Annotated in this window: 19 protein-coding genes; 13 read left to right on the top strand and 6 right to left on the bottom strand. The window is 72.2% G+C overall.

Annotation, left to right across the window (positions count from 1 at the left end):
• Nucleotides 1-7 precede the first annotated feature (7 nt).
• From OG607_RS03275 to OG607_RS03230, 10 genes are all read left to right on the top strand, one after another.
• The gene (locus OG607_RS03275; RefSeq protein WP_405718472.1) at nt 8-1,222 is read left to right on the top strand and encodes an acyl-CoA dehydrogenase family protein; all 1,215 of its coding nucleotides are present in this window, start codon (nt 8-10) and stop codon (nt 1,220-1,222) included.
• The gene (locus OG607_RS03270) at nt 1,219-1,989 is read left to right on the top strand and encodes an SDR family oxidoreductase (protein WP_405718469.1); all 771 of its coding nucleotides are present in this window, start codon (nt 1,219-1,221) and stop codon (nt 1,987-1,989) included. Before OG607_RS03275 ends, OG607_RS03270 begins: the two co-directional genes overlap by 4 nt.
• Complete coding sequence (locus OG607_RS03265; RefSeq protein WP_405718466.1) at nt 1,986-2,750, top strand: SDR family NAD(P)-dependent oxidoreductase; 765 nt, start codon at nt 1,986-1,988, stop codon at nt 2,748-2,750. Before OG607_RS03270 ends, OG607_RS03265 begins: the two co-directional genes overlap by 4 nt.
• Nucleotides 2,747-3,556, top strand: a complete 810-nt coding sequence (locus tag OG607_RS03260) for an enoyl-CoA hydratase/isomerase family protein (protein WP_405718464.1) — start codon at nt 2,747-2,749, stop codon at nt 3,554-3,556. Before OG607_RS03265 ends, OG607_RS03260 begins: the two co-directional genes overlap by 4 nt.
• Before the next feature lie 100 nt (nt 3,557-3,656).
• A complete protein-coding gene (locus OG607_RS03255) occupies nt 3,657-4,286 on the top strand; it encodes a TetR/AcrR family transcriptional regulator (protein WP_405718461.1) in 630 nt (209 codons plus the stop codon).
• A gap of 98 nt (nt 4,287-4,384) precedes the next feature.
• Complete coding sequence (locus OG607_RS03250; RefSeq protein ID WP_405718458.1) at nt 4,385-4,735, top strand: nuclear transport factor 2 family protein; 351 nt, start codon at nt 4,385-4,387, stop codon at nt 4,733-4,735.
• A complete protein-coding gene (locus OG607_RS03245) occupies nt 4,732-5,100 on the top strand; it encodes a hypothetical protein (RefSeq protein WP_405718456.1) in 369 nt (122 codons plus the stop codon). The genes OG607_RS03250 and OG607_RS03245 overlap by 4 nt, the downstream gene beginning before the upstream one ends.
• Nucleotides 5,101-5,109: 9 nt before the next feature.
• Nucleotides 5,110-5,430, top strand: coding sequence for an EthD family reductase (locus tag OG607_RS03240; RefSeq protein ID WP_405718453.1), 321 nt, complete (start codon nt 5,110-5,112; stop codon nt 5,428-5,430).
• A 44-nt stretch (nt 5,431-5,474) separates the two neighbouring features.
• A complete protein-coding gene (locus OG607_RS03235) occupies nt 5,475-6,998 on the top strand; it encodes a class I adenylate-forming enzyme family protein (protein WP_405718450.1) in 1,524 nt (507 codons plus the stop codon).
• Nucleotides 6,995-8,053 (top strand): MBL fold metallo-hydrolase, encoded by a 1,059-nt coding sequence (locus OG607_RS03230; RefSeq protein ID WP_405718446.1) that lies wholly within the window; start codon nt 6,995-6,997, stop codon nt 8,051-8,053. Before OG607_RS03235 ends, OG607_RS03230 begins: the two co-directional genes overlap by 4 nt.
• Here the strand turns inward: OG607_RS03230 and OG607_RS03225 are convergent.
• From OG607_RS03225 to OG607_RS03210, 4 genes are read right to left on the bottom strand one after another with little or no spacing between them, the layout of a single operon-like run.
• Nucleotides 8,023-8,781, bottom strand: a complete 759-nt coding sequence (locus tag OG607_RS03225; RefSeq protein WP_405718443.1) for an SDR family NAD(P)-dependent oxidoreductase — start codon at nt 8,779-8,781, stop codon at nt 8,023-8,025. The two genes, OG607_RS03230 and OG607_RS03225, sit on opposite strands and share 31 nt — an antisense overlap.
• Nucleotides 8,781-9,824: a phosphotransferase family protein gene (locus OG607_RS03220; protein ID WP_405718440.1), complete on the bottom strand. Its 1,044-nt coding sequence runs from the start codon at nt 9,822-9,824 to the stop codon at nt 8,781-8,783. Before OG607_RS03220 ends, OG607_RS03225 begins: the two co-directional genes overlap by 1 nt.
• A complete protein-coding gene (locus tag OG607_RS03215) occupies nt 9,821-11,035 on the bottom strand; it encodes an acyl-CoA dehydrogenase family protein (protein WP_405718438.1) in 1,215 nt (404 codons plus the stop codon). Before OG607_RS03215 ends, OG607_RS03220 begins: the two co-directional genes overlap by 4 nt.
• Nucleotides 11,036-11,085: 50 nt before the next feature.
• The gene (locus OG607_RS03210; protein WP_405718436.1) at nt 11,086-11,880 is read right to left on the bottom strand and encodes an SDR family NAD(P)-dependent oxidoreductase; all 795 of its coding nucleotides are present in this window, start codon (nt 11,878-11,880) and stop codon (nt 11,086-11,088) included.
• 152 nt (nt 11,881-12,032) lie between these two features.
• Here OG607_RS03210 and OG607_RS03205 point away from each other — a divergent pair, with 152 nt between their 5' ends.
• Nucleotides 12,033-12,320 (top strand): hypothetical protein, encoded by a 288-nt coding sequence (locus OG607_RS03205; RefSeq protein WP_405718434.1) that lies wholly within the window; start codon nt 12,033-12,035, stop codon nt 12,318-12,320.
• Between the two features lie 10 nt (nt 12,321-12,330).
• On the opposite strand, the gene OG607_RS03200 is transcribed toward OG607_RS03205, so the two are convergent.
• Entirely contained in the window at nt 12,331-12,690 is a 360-nt protein-coding gene (locus OG607_RS03200; protein WP_405718431.1) for a nuclear transport factor 2 family protein, read from the bottom strand.
• An 86-nt stretch (nt 12,691-12,776) separates the two neighbouring features.
• Here OG607_RS03200 and OG607_RS03195 point away from each other — a divergent pair, with 86 nt between their 5' ends.
• Nucleotides 12,777-13,295, top strand: a complete 519-nt coding sequence (locus OG607_RS03195; protein WP_405718429.1) for a winged helix-turn-helix transcriptional regulator — start codon at nt 12,777-12,779, stop codon at nt 13,293-13,295.
• Here OG607_RS03195 and OG607_RS03190 read toward each other — a convergent pair.
• Nucleotides 13,283-14,170: an SDR family oxidoreductase gene (locus OG607_RS03190; RefSeq protein ID WP_405718427.1), complete on the bottom strand. Its 888-nt coding sequence runs from the start codon at nt 14,168-14,170 to the stop codon at nt 13,283-13,285. The genes OG607_RS03195 and OG607_RS03190 overlap by 13 nt on opposite strands.
• Before the next feature lie 215 nt (nt 14,171-14,385).
• Between OG607_RS03190 and OG607_RS03185 the strand changes: the two genes are divergently transcribed.
• A complete protein-coding gene (locus OG607_RS03185) occupies nt 14,386-15,288 on the top strand; it encodes a LysR substrate-binding domain-containing protein (protein WP_405718425.1) in 903 nt (300 codons plus the stop codon).
• Nucleotides 15,289-15,414 lie beyond the last annotated feature (126 nt).

The raw sequence follows: 15,414 nt of genomic DNA, 5'->3' as shown, positions 1-15,414 counted from the left end.
GCCACCCATGGATTTCGGACTCTCCCCGAGGGCCGAGGAACTGCGCACGCGCATGGCCGCATTCATGAACGAGTACGTCCACCCCGCGGAAGCCGTCTACGACCGGCAGCTCGCCGAGGCCGACGACCCGCACGCACTGCCGCCCGTCATGCGCGAGCTGAAGGAGAAGGCCCGCGCCGAGGGCCTGTGGAACCTCTTCCTCGCGCACGGCGACTGGGGCGCGGGCCTGACCAACCTCGAATACGCCCCGCTCGCCGAACTGGCCGGCCGCTCCGTGCACGGCCCCGAGGTCTTCAACTGCTCCGCCCCCGACACCGGCAACATGGAACTCCTCGCCCTCTACGGCACCCCCGAACAGCAGGACCGCTGGCTGCGGCCCCTGCTCGCGGCCGGGATCCGGTCCTGCTTCGCCATGACCGAACCCGAGGTCGCCAGCTCCGACGCCCGCAACATCCGCACCCGGATCACGCGCGACGGCGGCCACTACGTCGTCAACGGCCACAAGTGGTACACCTCCGGGATCCTCGACCCGGACTGCGCGCTGATCATCCTCATGGGCGTGACCGACCCGGACGCCCCGGCCTACCGGCAGCAGAGCATGGTGCTGATCCCCTGCGACACCCCCGGCGTCACCGTGCTGCGCGACCTGCCCATGTTCGGCTACACCGACCGCTGCGGCCACGGCGACGTGCTCTTCGAGGACGTACGCGTACCGGCCGCCAACCTGCTCGGCGGCGAGGGGAACGGCTTCGCCCTCGCCCAGGGACGCCTCGGCCCCGGCAGGATGCACTACGCGATGCGCGCCGTCGGATTCGCCGAACGGGCGCTGGAGTTGATGTGCCGCCGGACGCTGGCCCGCAGCGCCTTCGGCGGCCCGCTCGCCGACCAGGGCGTCGTGCGTGAGTGGATCGCCCGCAGCCGGATCGAGATCGAGCAACTGCGGCTGCTGGTCCTCAAATCGGCCTGGCTGATGGACACCGCCGGCAACGCCGCCGCCCGTACCGAGGTCGCCGCCATCAAGGTCGCGGCCCTGGAGGTTGCCCACCGGGTCGTGGACCGCGCGGTCCAGGCCCACGGAGCCGCGGGCGTCAGCGACGACACCGTACTCGCCCGGCTGTACGCGATCACCCGGGCGCTGCGCATCGCGGACGGGCCCGACGAGGTCCACCTGCGCACGGTCGCCCGCCGCGAACTGGCGAAGTACGCAAAGGAGCACACGTGAACGCACTGCACGGCCGCACAGCCCTGATCACCGGCGGCTCACGCGGCATCGGCCTCGGCATCGCCACCGCCTTCCGGGAGGCGGGCGCCCACGTGGTGATCGCCGCCCGCAAACCCGAGGGCCTTGCCGCCGCCCGGGCCGAATTGCTGCGGGCCAAGGGCGACGGCGACGTCCACGAGGTGGTCGCCAACGCCGGGGAGCCGGAGCAGGCGGAGCGCGCCGTCGAGGAGACCATGGACCGGTTCGGGCGGCTCGACATCCTGGTCAACAACGCGGCCACCAACCCGTACATGGGCGACCTGCTCGACCTCGATCTGCCGCGCGCGGAGAAGACCGTACGCGTCAACCAGTACGGCATGGTCGCCTGGACGCGGCACGCCTGGCATGCGTGGATGTCCGCACATGGGGGAGCGGTGGTCAACATCGCCTCCGTCGGTGGCCTGGTCGTCGACCCGCACATCGGCTGGTACAACGCCACCAAGGCGGCGATGCTGCACATGACCCGGCAGCTGGCCTTCGAGCTCGGCCCGAGGGCACGGGTGAACGCCATCGCGCCCGGGCTGATCAAGACCGAGCTTGCCAGGGCCGTTTGGGAGCCCCGGGAGCCGGTGCTGACCGCGAAGCTGCCCCTGCGCAGGCTGGGCACGGTGGAGGACGTGGCGAGCGCGGCCCTGTTCCTGGCGTCCGACGCGTCCTCCTGGATGACCGGTCAGACGATCGTGCTGGACGGCGGCGCCACCGCGCTGCCGATCGGGGTGGACGGGTGACGCCCGGCGAGCTGTTCTCCCTGCACGGCCGGACCGCCGTCGTCACCGGAGCCTCCTCCGGGCTCGGCGCCCGATTCGCCGCCGTACTCGCCGGGGCCGGTGCCACCGTCTTCGCCGCGGCCAGGCGGCCGGACCGGCTGAAGGAACTGGCCGACGCCGGCCCGCGCATCCACCCGGTCGCCTGCGACGTGTCCCGTGACGCCGATCGCGTACGCCTCGCGCAGACCGCGCTCGCCGCCACCGGGCGGTTCGACATCCTGGTCAACAACGCGGGTGCGCCCGGAGCCGTACGCGCCGAGGACGAGAGCCCGGAGGACTTCGCGGCCGTGCTCGCGGTGAACCTGGTCGCGCCCTTCCGCCTCGCCCGACTGATGGCCGAGGCGGACGCCCCGGCCGACGACACCAGATCCGTGGTGAACGTCTCCTCGGTCCTGGGCCTGGTCTCCGGGGCCCCGCTCGGCGGCGCGGCCTACGCCGCCTCCAAGGCGGGCCTGATCGGGCTCACCCGGGAACTGGCCGGCCAGTGGGGGCCGGCGGGGATACGGGTCAACGCCCTGGCCCCCGGCTGGTTCCGTACGGAGATGACCGAGGAGCTCTTCGCGGACGACCGCTCCCGCCGATGGGTCGAACGCGGCACGATGCTCGGCCGGGGCGGCGAGCGGGGCGAGCTGGACGGAGCGCTGCTCTACCTCGCCTCGGGCGCGTCCTCCTACTGCACCGGGCAGGTGCTCACCGTGGACGGCGGGTGGACGGCCCGATGAGCGCGGTCACGGTCGGCATCGACGCCGCTGGGGTGGCCCACGTGGAAATGTGCCGCGAGAAGGCCGGAAACGCGATCGACCTGGCCATGGCCCGGGGACTGCTGGACGCCGCCCGCACCTGCGAACGCGCAGGCGAGGGCGAGGGCGAACACGAGGGTGTACGGGCCGTGCTGCTCACCGGACGCGGCCGGTCCTTCTGCGTCGGGGGTGATCTGCGGGAGTTCGCCGCCCTGCCGCCCGACCGGCTCGCCGCCCACCTCGCCGCCGTCACCGACGCGCTGCACGCCGCGCTTCGGGTGTTCGCCGGGCTCGACGCGCCGCTGGTGGTGGCAGTGCAGGGAGCGGTCGCGGGGGCGGGTCTGGGCCTCGCGGCGGCGGCCGACCTGACGATCGCCGCGTCCGACGCCGCCTTCACGGCGGCGTACACCGGCATCGGGTACTCCCCGGACGCGGGGGTGAGCTGGTCCCTGCCCCGGCTCGTCGGGCCCAAGCGGGCACTGGACCTGCTGCTGACCAACCGCCGGGTCCCGGCGGCCGAGGCTGCCGCGATGGGGCTGGTCAGCCGGGTCGTGGACCCCGGCCGGCTGTCCGGGACGGCCGCCGAGGCCGCCTCGGCGCTCGCGCGGGGCGCGACGGGCGCACTGGGCGCCACCCGGCGGCTCGTCGCGGCGGGGCTGTCGGCGGGCCTGGACGCCCACCTGGACGCGGAGGCCCGTCAGCTGGCCGCCTGCGCCGTGTCCGCCGAGGGCCGTGAAGGGGTTTCGGCCTTCCTCGCCAAACGGCCCCCGGCCTATCGCGCGCCCTAGGGCCCGTCCGGTCCGGATTCGTAACCGAGTTCAGGTGAGGTTTACCCTCGGGACATCCGGCTGGTGATCGGCACCGGTCGTATGACGCACGCAGGGAGAGATGATGGCGAGGGCGCGGATCGTGGATCCGGACGAGGGGCCCAGGTCCAAGCGGGCGGCCATTTTGACGGCGGCCGTCGAGTGCTTCGGCGAGTCCGGGTACGAGACCACCAAGTGGTCCGACGTCGCCGACCGGGTCGGCATCGGACAGACCGCGCTGTACCACTACTTCGAGTCCAAGGCGCACTGCCTGCTCACCATCATGCGTCTGGAACTGCAGCGCTCCCACGACATGTTCACCGAGGCCACGGCCGGCCATCCGGACTCGGTCGAGGCGCTGAGGGCGGGGGTGCGCTCGGCCTTCTCGGTCTCCGACCAGGAGATTCTGCAGATGCGCATCCTCCAGGCCAACATGTCGCTGCTCGCCACGCCCCGCAAGTCCAAGCGCGAGGAGACCGAGCGCGTCGCCGCGCGGCAGTTGGTGCAGATGGTCGAGCGGGACTGGACGAACCTGCTGATGCGCGGCATGTCCAAGGGCGCGTTCCCGGTCCGGGACGCGCACACGCTCGGGCTGGCCGTGCTCGGGATGATCGTGAGCGTCTGGCGGTGGTACCGCCCGACGGGGGCTGTCGCGCTGCCCGAGATCAGCGAGATGATCGAGGGCTGCGTGGTCCGCATGATCGCCGGATAGGCGTGCGGTGCCCCGCCTATTGCCTGGGCGGGGCACCCATACTACAGTTCAAACTGAACTGAACTCAGGTCGATGAAGACTTCGGGGAGGCGACCGCCATGGTGCTTCGCGAGTACATGGCCAGGATGGACGGGCAGGACCCGGACAAGGCACTGGAACTCCTGGAACCAGGATTCCGCTTCCTCATAGCCCTGCCCGGCGGCGGCAGGAGCGGGGAGTCCAGGGACGACTTCGCCGCGTACATCGCCGGCCGGGGTGCCGCGGACCGGGTGCACGAGATCGTGCGCTACTCGGTGGACCGGGACGTCGAGACGGCCTACGGCTTCGTCGTCGAGGCGGGCGTGCCGACCGGTGCCTTCCTGTCCGCCGCCGTCGTCTCGCCCGCCGGGCTGATGGCGCGCTACCAGTCCTTCTTCACCACCGACTTCGCCCTGGTGGACCGGCCATGACCACTTCTGCACCCTTCCTGACCACCTGGTTCCAGATCCTGGACAGCGATGACGCCGACCGGATCCTCGACCTGATCAGCGACGACTTCTCCTTCTCCATCCTGTTCTCCACCGACGGGAGCGCCGCCGTCGACTTCCACGGCGGCCGTGCCGAGATGGAGGGCTACCTCGCCCAGCGCGAGCAGGGCGTACGCACCCACCACCTGCTGACCGCCGCCGCCGTCGGGCCGGACGAGCTCTTCCTCGGAGAGGTCCGGCGGGCAGGGGAGCCCGAGGCGGCCTTCGTGGCCTCGGCGCGGCTGAACGAGTCCGGCAAGGTCCGGCGGCTGCTCATCGGCCGCTCGCCGGCCGTCCAATTCGCTTGAGGAGGGGCTGTGTACAACCTCGTACTCCTGGCCGCACGTCCGCCGGACTGGACCCACGAGCGGTTCATCGACTGGTGGCGCGGCGAACACGCCGAACTGACCCGTCGGCTGCCCGGACTGCGGTCCTGGCGGCACACCGAGATCGACGCGGCCCTGGAGCCGCGCTCCGACGGCTGGGACGGGCTCTCGGTCCTCGGCTTCGACTCCGACGAGGACCTGCGCAAAGCCCTGGACAGCCCGCAGTGGGCGGCGGCCGTCGCCCAGGTCGGGGACATGCGGGGACGCCGGATCGCCGTCATGGGCGGCGAGCGGGAGATGTACGCGAGCTGACCTGGGGCCGGGCGGTCCGACGCCGCGAGGAAGCGGGATGCGGAATGCGACAGACAGTGCGGGAGTTCCAGCGGCGGGCCGAACGGTCCGACTTCACGGCCGTCATCGACGACTCCGGCCACCACACGGCACGTGAGCTCCTGGACCGCGCCGCCACCCTGGCCGAGGCGATGACGCCGGACGGCACGCCGGACGGCACGCCGGGCGGCACCGTCATGGTCCAGGCCGACAACTCCTGGCGCACGGTCGCCGCGACCCTCGCCGTGGGGATGACCGGCGGCGTCCTCGCCCTGGTCAACCGGCACACCACGGCTGCCGAGTTCGCCGCCGCCCTGGAGGACATCCGGCCCGACGCCCTCGTCGCCGACCCCTCCGCGATCCGGGAATGGCAGGCCCCCGGGCTCCCGGCAGGACGGCAGGCCGACGCGCTCGACGGCTGGACCGCCCTGTCCGGACGGGGCCGGCGAGACGCCTCCCGCTGGTCCGGCGGCGCCGTCATCGGCCTCACCTCCGGCTCCACCGGCCGGCCCAAGGGCGTCGTCCAGTCCGAGACGGCACTGCGCTACGCCTGCTCCCGCACCGCCGAGGTCAACGGACTGCGCGCGGGCGACGCGGTAGCCGCCATCGTCCCGCTGTCCTCCACCGCCGCCTTCTGCTTCGGCCCGTACCTGTCCCTGATGCTCGCCGGCCCCCTTGTCCTGACCGCCAGATGGGACCGTGACGCCGCCCTGGCCCGGATGGCCGCGAACGGCGTCCGCTGGACCATGTGCGTACCGACCATGGCCCTGCAGATGGGCTCGGCCGCCGCCGGATCGCGGGTGCTCGAAGGCGTCCGCTCGATCACCGTGGGGGGCGGCCCCATGGACCGGGGCGCCCTGGCCCGTGCCGAGCGCTCCCTCGGCACGAAAATCCTGCGGGTCTTCGGCATGTCCGAGTGCCTCGGCCACACCTCGCCCCGGCCCGAGGACAACGAGGAGACCCGGCTCGGCCGCGACGGCCGCCCCTTTCCCGGCACCGAGCTACGGGCGGTAGCCACCGACGGAACGGTCCTGGGACCGGGGGAGGCCGGCCGCGCCCAGGTCCGCGGCCCCTCCCTCTTCCTCGGCTACGCCCGCGACGGCACGGTGGAGCCCCCGGCTCTCACGCCGGACGGCTTCTTCCCCACCGGCGACCTGCTCATGACGGGCCACGACGGCACGGTCACCATCATGGGCCGGGAGAAGGACGTCATCATCCGAGGCGGCCGCAACCTCGACATCACCGAGATCGAACGCGCCGTGGCCAGCCACCCCAGGGTGGCCAGAGCCTGCGTCACCCCGGTCCCCGACCCGCTGCTCGGCGAACGCGCGGCGGTGCTCGTCGTCGTCGAGGCCGAGGAGGCCGCCGCCGGCCTCGGCCTCGACGAGATCACCGAGCACCTGGCGCGCACCGGCCTGTCCAAGGCCAAGTGGCCCGAATACGCCTTCACGGTGGACGAGTTGCCGCAGACCACCGTGGGCAAGCTCGACCGCCGCAGCGCCCGGGAACTCGCCCGCACACTGCACGAACACCGGCTGGGAGATACATGACAACCCGTTTCGACCGAGGACAGTGGGCGGACAGCGGAGCCCGGACCGTACGGCCCGGAGTGCACCGCGTGCCGCTGCCGCTGCCGGACGACGGACTGCGGGCCGTCAACGTCTACGTCCTGGAACAGGACGACGGCGGCCTGGTGCTGATCGACGGCGGCTGGGCCGTCCCCGAGGCCCGCAAGGCACTGGAGGACGCCCTGGCGAGCCTCGGCCACGACCTCACCGCGATCACCGACATCCTGGTCACCCACATCCACCGCGACCACTACACCCAGGCCGTGGAACTGCGCAGACTGCTCGGCTCCCGCGTCCACCTGGGCTCCGGCGAGCGGCCCGGACTGGAGGCGCTCGCCGACCTGCGTACGGACCAGCCCGTCGGATCGCTGGACACCCTGCGCCGCGCCGGCGCCGGCGAACTCGCCGACCGCGTCGCCGCCATGGACCACGGCGGCTTCGACCAGGCCCTGTGGGAGGCCCCCGACCGCTGGCTGGAGGCGGAGGAACTGCGGTTCGGGGACCACACGCTGCGGGTCATCCCCACTCCCGGCCACACCCGGGGCCACGTGGTCTACCTCGACCAGGCGCGGGGCCTGCTCTTCTCCGGGGACCACGTACTGCCGCACATCACCCCGTCCATCGGCTTCGAACTCGGCGGCCCCGGGCTGCCGCTGGGCGACTACCTCGCGTCGCTGCGCCTCATGACCACCCTCGCCGACGCCCGGCTCCTGCCCGCCCACGGCCCGGTCGGCGACAGCGTCCACGGCAGGGTCGCCGAGTTGCTGGCCCACCACGACGACCGGCTCGGCCAGACCCTGGCAGTCCTCGGCGACGCCGCCCTGGACGCGTACGCGGTCGCCCGGGGCCTGGGCTGGACCCGCCGAAGGCTGCCGTTCGACGACCTCAACGCCTTCAACCAGATGCTCGCCGTCAACGAGACGGCCGCGCACCTGGACGTCCTGGCGGCCCGTGGCCGGGTCACACAGGCCCTGGCGGACGGCGTGACCCGGTACGCCGCCGTGGTTCAGCGGGCGGTCCAGCCGCCGTCCACGTAGAGCTCCGAGCCGGTCATGAAGCTCGCGTCGTCCGAGGCCAGGAACGCCACGGCGGCCGCGACCTCCTCGGTCCGGCCCAGCCGCCCGAGCGGCGTGCCGTCGACCATCGCGGTGAGCCGGGGCGTGCCCCGCCACAGCTCGCGGGACCTGGGCGTCTCGATGAAGCCGGGGTGCAGGGAGTTGACCCGGACGCCGCGCCGGCCCCAGTGCAGCGCGGCGTTCTTGGTCATCAGCCGCACCGCGCCCTTGGCCGCGTGGTAGGAGAACTGCGCCCCGAAGCCGCCGACCGTGCCGAAGATGGACGCGACGTTCACGATGGAACCGCCGCCGGAGCGCTCGATGGCCGGCCCGCCGTGCTTCATACCGAGCCACACCCCGGTCTGGGTCACCCCGATGACCTGGTCCCAGGTCTCCCGGGTCTCGCTCTCCACGGTGCCCATCGCGGCGATCCCGGCGTTGTTGACCAGCACCGACAGGCTCCCCAGCTCGCCCGTCACCCGCTCGACGACCGCCTGCCAGGCCGCCTCGTCACCGACGTCCAGGCCCAGACCGACCGCCCGGCCGCCGGCGTCCGTCAGTTCCCCGGCGAGCCCCCGGCACCGGTCCTCGTCAAGGTCGGTGACGACGACGGTGGCCCCCTCGGCGGCCAGCCGTCGCACGACGGCGTCTCCGATGCCCCCGGTGGCCCCGGTCACCAGCGCCACCATTCCATCGAGCCTCGCTTCCATCACAGCTCCTCACACACGGCCAGGCCGGAGCGCAGCAGCGCGGGCACCGCCGAGCCGATCCGGCCGAAGCCCGGGCCGACGGTGCGTCCGGCGAGATGACGGGCGTGGATGCCCTCGGCGATGACCGCCAGCTTGAAATACCCCAGCGCCCGGTGGAAGGGCAGCGCCGAGACGTCCCGCCCGGACCGCAGCGCGTACCGCTCGGCCAGCTCCGCGGCCGAGGGGAAGCCCGGGTTGGCGGTCGGGACATGTCCGGTGCCCAGGACCGGCTCGCACACCGGATCCCAGTAGACGAGGAGCAGGCCGAGGTCGGCGAGCGGATCGCCCAGCGCGGCCATCTCCCAGTCGACGATCGCCGCGATCCGCCCCGGGTCGCCGGCCGCCAGGATGACGTTGTCCAGGCGGTAGTCCCCGTGCAGGACCGCCGCCTCGCCCCGCTCGGGTACGAGCCGCTCCAGGCGCCGGTGCAGTTCGTCCAGTTCGTCCGGTCCGGGCAGCGCGCGGGTGGCGACCCGGTCCCACTGGCCGCGCCACCTTCGCACCTGGCGCTCCAGGTATCCGGCCGGGCGGCCGAATTCGCCGAGCCCCACCGCGTACGGATCGAGCGCGTGCAGCGCGGCCAACTGGTCGACCAGGGCGTGCCCGCACCGCCTCGCGTCACCGGCGGACAGCCCGGCCGCCCCTTCGCCGTCCCGCAGCACGTCCCCGTCCACGAACGACACGACCGTGAACGGCGCGCCGATCACCGCCTCGTCCGTGCACGACAGCACCGTCCTGGGCACCGGCACGCCGGTCGAGCCGAGCGCGGCCATGACGCGGTACTCGCGGTCCATATCGTGCGCCGTGGGGGTGAGGGGGCCCAGCGGCGGCCTGCGCAGCACCCAGCGGTTCGTCCCGTCCGTGACCTCGTACGTCAGGTTGGAGCGCCCGCCGAACAGCGGACGTACGTCCAATGGGCCGGCGCACTGCGGGACCTCGCGCTCGAAGAAGCGCCGCAGGGCGGGCAGATCGACTCCGGCCACGGCGGTGCCCTCCGCGCTCACCGTACGGTCACCCCGCGCTCCCGCCCGGCGCGGGCGGCCCGCACCGCGCGTTTGGCGATGGCCCAGCGGTGCGTCTCCGACGGCCCGTCGTAGATCCGGAACGGCCGGACCTCCCGGTAGAGCGCGGACAGCGGGGCGTCGGCCGAGATGCCGAGGGCGCCGCAGATCTGGACCGCGCGGTCGACGACGCGATTCACGGCCTCGGACACGAAAGTCTTGGCGATGGAGGTGTGCTGGGCTCCCGGCCGGCCCTGGTCCAGCTCCCAGCAGGCGCGCCACAGGACCGCCCGGCAGGTCTCGATGTCGATCTCGGAGTCGGCCAGCTGTTGCTGCACCATGCCGAGTTCGGCCAGCCGCCCGCCGAAGGCCGAGCGTCCGTCCGCCCGTTCCAGGGCGATGTCCTGGGCCCGGCGGGCCACGCCGAGCCAGCGCATGCAGTGCGTCAGACGGGCCGGCCCGAGGCGCACCTGCGCGTACTCGAAGCCCTTGTCGACCTCGCCGAGGACCGCGTCGTCGGGCACCTCGCAGTCGTCGAAGGCGAGTTCACTGTGCCCGCCGAACAGGCCCCGGTCGAGGGTGTCGATGTTCCTGACCACCTTCATGCCCGGGTTGTCGGAGCCGACCAGGAACATCGTCGCCCCGCCCGGATCCCCCGGCCCCCCGCCGGTGCGCGCCATGCAGATCGCGAACGCGGCGCCGTCGGCCCCGCTGATGAACCACTTGCGGCCGTTGATCCGCCATCCGCCCGGGATCCGTACCGCCGCCGTGGCCAGCGCGCGGGGGTCGGAACCCGCGCCGGGCGCGGGCTCGGTCATCGCGAAGCACGACCGTGCCTCCCCGGCCGCCAGCGGAGCGAGGAACCGCTCCTGCTGCTCCTGCGTGGCGACCACGGCGAGCAGATGCATGTTGCCCTCGTCGGGAGCGGCGCAGTTCAGGGCCAGCGGGCCGAGCAGCGAGTACCCGGCGGCCTCGAACACCACCGCCTGCCCGCGCATATCCAGCCCGAGCCCGCCCCACCGGGGCGACACGTGCGGAGCGAACACGCCCGCGGCGCGGGCCGCCTCCTGAAGCCCCCGGCGCAGCGGCTCGGGTCCGCTGTGCACGTCCCCGTGACAGGCCTCCTCCGCCGCCATGACGGTGTCCCGGACGAAGCCGGACGTGCGCCGCGCGATGTCGGCGACCGGGCGGTCGATGTCGAACTCGATGGGCATAGGGCCCCTCTCGATCCCCTGGCTGCCGGAGAACAGCCGATTGACAGCTCTCAGGCCCTGACCCCGCGCCACGCGAGCGCGCCACCGTCGATCACATACGACGAACCGGTGATGAACGCCGCGTCGTCGGAGGCAAGGAAACACGCCAGTTTCGCCACCTCCTCCGGCCGCCCGAGCCGGTCCACCAACTGGGGTGCGGTCAGTTGCCGCTCCATCTCGTCCCGGTCCTCGGCCGCGTCGAAGAAGCCCTGCGCCAGAGGCGTGTCGATGACCCCGGGGCACAGGCAGTTGCAGCGCACCGGGGCGAGGTCGATGGCGGTGACCTTGGTGAGCTGGACGACCCCGCCCTTGGTAGTGCAGTACGCCGGGCCCAGCGGGAAGCCGGTGAGGCCGGAGACCGAGCCGGTGTTGACGATCGCGGGGCCGCGCGCGGAGCGCCGCAGATGGGGCGCGGCGAACTTCGTGGTCAGCCACACCGCCTTGAGATTGATCTCGTAGACCGCGTCCCAGACCTCCTCGGGGAGGGTGTCGACCGCGCAGTCCTCGGTGAGCGAGGTCTCGATCACCCCGGCGTTGTTGACCAGGACGTCGAGTCCTTCGAACCGCCGCGCCGTCCGTGCCACCATCGCCTCGACGCTGTCGCGGTCACGCAGGTCGCAGACGATCGCCTTCGCCTTGGCCCCGGCCGCGCGCACCAGTCCGGCGGTCTCCTCCGCCGTCGCCCCGTCCCGGTCCGCGACCGCGACGGCCGCCGCCCCCTGGCGTGCCATCTCCACGGCGATCGCCCGTCCGATGCCCCGGCCCGCGCCGGTGACGAGGACGGTCTTTCCGTCGACCTTGGACATGCTGTGGCTCCCATCCGCGGAGCGTGCGTACACCTGACATGAACTGAATTAACTTCAATCGCGAAACGAGGCTACTCGGCGGGAATGGAAGGCCGCAAGGTGTGGAACGACTCACACCGTTTGGATGATCATCTAAAGGTACGATATCGGCCATGTCCAGTAGATACAGTGGCAATCAAGCCGCAGTCGTCATAATCATCCTCGCCGATGTCGCGGCAGCGATCCTGGGTCTGTGGATCCTGCTGTACGTGCTCGACGCGAACCGCGGCAACGAGCTCGTCAAGTTCGTCCATCACTCCGCCGACTGGCTCGCCGGCTGGTCCAGGGATCTGTTCATGCTGGACACGGACTGGCTGCGCATCCTGATCAACTACGGCCTGGCTGCCGTGGTGTACCTCGCCCTGGCGCATGTGGTGGCCGGGCGTATCCGGCGCTCGTGAACTGACCCGGTCAGGGTTCGATGACGAGGTGTGCGACGAGGTTGTCGCGGAGTGTGAACCGGTAGCGCAGATCGACGGTGCCGCCAGGGAAGTTGCCTTCGAGGTGGTGGGTCGCGATGTAGTGGGTCGCGTCGGTCTGCTGGGCGCCGGTGAGTTCGATGGTGTACGTGAACTCACCGGCGGACCGGTTCAGCCACCGCTCGATCTCCGCGGCGCCCCGGTAGGTCCTGCCGTCGTCGGTGACGATGGCGTCGCCGGTGAACGCGGTGACCGCTGTGGCGGTGTCGCGGGCGTGGTGGGCCTTGAGGTAGCTGGTGATGGTCTCGGGAAGCGCGTCCGGGGCGATGGCGCGGGGGTGCTGGTCCTGCATGACGGTCCTCACGGTGGTGGTGGGGTCGACTTCAGTTACTGCTAGAATAGAAGCTACTGACTTCTACTTTAGCAGTAACTGAGGAGATGGTCGCCGTGGCGAGCCGGATCAGGCTGGAGGACCGGGAGTGCCCGCTGTCCACGACGGTGCAGCACGTCGGTGAATGGTGGACCCTGCTGATCCTCCACGACGCCTTCGACGGCTACACCCGCTTCGACCAGTTCCAGGACAGCCTGGGCATCTCCTCCAGCATGCTCACCGCGCGTCTCAAGAGCCTCGTCGCCGACGGGCTGCTGGAACGCCGGCCGTACCAGACCAACCCCGTACGACATGAGTACGTCCTGACCGGGCTCGGCCGCTCCCTGCGCCCGGTGATCGTCGCCCTCGCGGCCTGGGGCAACTCCCGCCTCGCGCCCGAGGAACGCAGCATGATCCTGGTCGACGCGCACAGCCGCCAGGAAGTCGACCCCGTGGTCGTCGACGCCGGAACCGGCCGCCGGCTGGACGACAGCGACGCGTACGTGTTCACGGCAGGCCCGGCGGCCGGCGATGCCATGCGCGACCGCTACAGGCCGCGCCCGCCTGTGTCCCTTCAGCCGAAGTAGTGACCCTCTTCCAGGTCGGGGATGAGCGCGGGCCGCTCGGGGTGCCATCCCATGCGCTTCTGGGTCAACGTGCTGGACGTGGCGGCGTCGATCGATAAGAAGCCCCCCAGAAAGCCGAAGTGGTCGGTGGCCTTCTCGGCGGGCAGGGTGACCACCGGCAGGTCCAGGTGCCGGCCGATGACGCCGGCGATCTCACGGACCGGCACGCCCTCGTCGGCGATCCCGTGGAGTACGGAACCGGCCGGTGCCGATTCCAGGGCCAGCCTGAACAGCAGCGCGGCATCGAGGCGGTGCACGGCCGGCCAGCGGTTGGAGCCGTCGCCCGGGTAGGCCGAGACGCCCTTGGCGCGGGCGACGCCGACCAGGATCGGGACGAAGCCGTGCTGGTCGCCCTCACCGTGAACCGACGGCGGCAGCCGCACCACCGACGCCCGCACGCCGCGCGCGGCGAACGACAGCGCGGCCTCTTCCGAGCCGTGCCGGGGCCACTGGGGATCGAGCCGGTCCTCCTCCGTGCCGACGCGCCCCGGGGCGAGCACGGCGACCCCGGAGGTGACGACGAAAGGCCGGCCGGATCCCGCGAGCGCCTCGCCGAGCGCCTCGACGGCGAGCCGGTCCGTACGGACGGAGGCCGGCCAGTCGGAGAAGTCGTGGATGAACGCCAGGTGGATGACGCCGTCCGACGCGGCCGCTCCGGCGCGCAGGCTGTCGAGGTCGTCGAGGGCGCCGCGGTGCACCTCGGCCCCGGCGGCCGTCAGTGACGCGGCGGCCGCGTCCGAGCGGGCGAGGCCGACAACCTGGTGCCCCGCGTCCAGCAGTTCGCGGACGACGGCGCTCCCGATGAATCCGGTCGCGCCGGTGACGAATACACGCACGGTGCACTCCATTCGCTGAAACAAGGGTGATCCGGCCCCGATGCGGCACCTCCACGGTGCCGGGCGACGATGCCGGGCCGGTGATCCCACCTTGCGGGCGAGGCGTGCCCCGGGTCCAAGTCCTGTTTCTCATCGGGCAATACGCAAACCGCATCACCGCACGTCACAGCCTTTTTTGGGCATCGGCGCAAGAGCAGGCGCTGTTACGCTGGGGTATGCCTGACTCGCCGCTGCCTCCGGCGGACCTCGATCTGCGGCTCGTGCGGTACTTCACCGTCGTCGCCGACCACCTGCACTTCGGCCGCGCGGCCGCCGCCCTCCATCTCGCTCAGCCGTCCCTGAGCCGCCAGATCCGCCGCCTCGAAGAGCAGCTGGGCGCCCGCCTGCTGGACCGCACCCCGCAGGGCAGCCGGCTCACCGAGGCCGGCGAGGCCTTCCTGCCCCGCGCGAAGGCGCTGCTGCGGTCGGCCGACCAGGCCGCGTCCCACGCCCGCGCCGCCGCCCGGCCCAGCCGGGTCACCATCGGCTACACCGCGCACATCATCATCACCCCGGCCGTGCGGGACCTGCGCCGCCGGCACCCAGAGGCCGAGGTCCGCCCCCTGCATCTGGCCTGGAACGACACCCGCGCGGCGCTGCTCGATCACCGCGTCGACGCGGTGGTGACCCGGATGCCGATCCGGACGGACCAACTGCACGTGACGGTCCTCCACGACGAGCCCCGGGCGGTACTGGTCCCCCTCGACCACCGCCTGGCCGGCAAGGAATCCGTCACCCTCGACGACATCGCGGACGAACCCCTCCTGCGGGTGCGCGACCCCGCCTGGAACGCCTTCTGGCGCATCGACCCCCGGCCCGACGGAAGCCCCGCCCCCGACGGTCCCCTCGTCGAGTCCGCCGAGGACAAGTTCGAACTCATCGCCGAGGGGGCGGCCGTGGCCATCGTCGCGGTCGGCAACGACGCCAGGAGCCCCCGCCCCGACCTCACCGCGGTCCCCCTGCACGGCGTCGAGCCGAGCCACGTCGTACTCGCGACCCGCGCCGGCGACCGCAACCGCTTGGTGGCGGCCTTCTCCAAGTCCGCGCAGGCCCTCCTCACAGGTCCCCGGGCGATCTGACGAACGACCCGGCCGGGACGTGAAGGTTGCCGGGCCGGAACCGTGGGCAGCCTCTGCCAATTCCCGTGCACAGCAAGGCAGTTCGCCGAAGTGCGCTCCCCGGTCCGCCCCTCCTGCGAAAGGAAC

It is taken from the genome of Streptomyces sp. NBC_01537, assembly GCF_045040445.1.
Classification (GTDB): Bacteria; Actinomycetota; Actinomycetes; order Streptomycetales; family Streptomycetaceae; genus Actinacidiphila.
The sequence above is the reverse complement of the archived record's forward strand: the minus strand, read 5'-3'. Positions and strand labels throughout refer to the sequence as shown.

Excerpts from the sequence above, each read along its gene's own strand:
- OG607_RS03275 (WP_405718472.1), top strand. The coding sequence starts at position 8 with ATGGATTTCGGACTCTCCCCGAGGGCCGAGGAACTGCGCACGCGCATG.
- OG607_RS03255 (WP_405718461.1), top strand. The coding sequence starts at position 3,657 with ATGATGGCGAGGGCGCGGATCGTGGATCCGGACGAGGGGCCCAGGTCC.
- OG607_RS03260 (WP_405718464.1), top strand. The coding sequence starts at position 2,747 with ATGAGCGCGGTCACGGTCGGCATCGACGCCGCTGGGGTGGCCCACGTG.
- OG607_RS03195 (WP_405718429.1), top strand. The coding sequence starts at position 12,777 with ATGGTCGCCGTGGCGAGCCGGATCAGGCTGGAGGACCGGGAGTGCCCG.
- OG607_RS03185 (WP_405718425.1), top strand. The coding sequence starts at position 14,386 with ATGCCTGACTCGCCGCTGCCTCCGGCGGACCTCGATCTGCGGCTCGTG.
- OG607_RS03225 (WP_405718443.1), bottom strand. The coding sequence starts at position 8,781 with ATGGAAGCGAGGCTCGATGGAATGGTGGCGCTGGTGACCGGGGCCACC.
- OG607_RS03210 (WP_405718436.1), bottom strand. The coding sequence starts at position 11,880 with ATGTCCAAGGTCGACGGAAAGACCGTCCTCGTCACCGGCGCGGGCCGG.
- OG607_RS03200 (WP_405718431.1), bottom strand. The coding sequence starts at position 12,690 with ATGCAGGACCAGCACCCCCGCGCCATCGCCCCGGACGCGCTTCCCGAG.
- OG607_RS03250 (WP_405718458.1), top strand. The coding sequence starts at position 4,385 with ATGGTGCTTCGCGAGTACATGGCCAGGATGGACGGGCAGGACCCGGAC.
- OG607_RS03205 (WP_405718434.1), top strand. The coding sequence starts at position 12,033 with ATGTCCAGTAGATACAGTGGCAATCAAGCCGCAGTCGTCATAATCATC.
- OG607_RS03215 (WP_405718438.1), bottom strand. The coding sequence starts at position 11,035 with ATGCCCATCGAGTTCGACATCGACCGCCCGGTCGCCGACATCGCGCGG.
- OG607_RS03245 (WP_405718456.1), top strand. The coding sequence starts at position 4,732 with ATGACCACTTCTGCACCCTTCCTGACCACCTGGTTCCAGATCCTGGAC.
- OG607_RS03235 (WP_405718450.1), top strand. The coding sequence starts at position 5,475 with ATGCGACAGACAGTGCGGGAGTTCCAGCGGCGGGCCGAACGGTCCGAC.
- OG607_RS03230 (WP_405718446.1), top strand. The coding sequence starts at position 6,995 with ATGACAACCCGTTTCGACCGAGGACAGTGGGCGGACAGCGGAGCCCGG.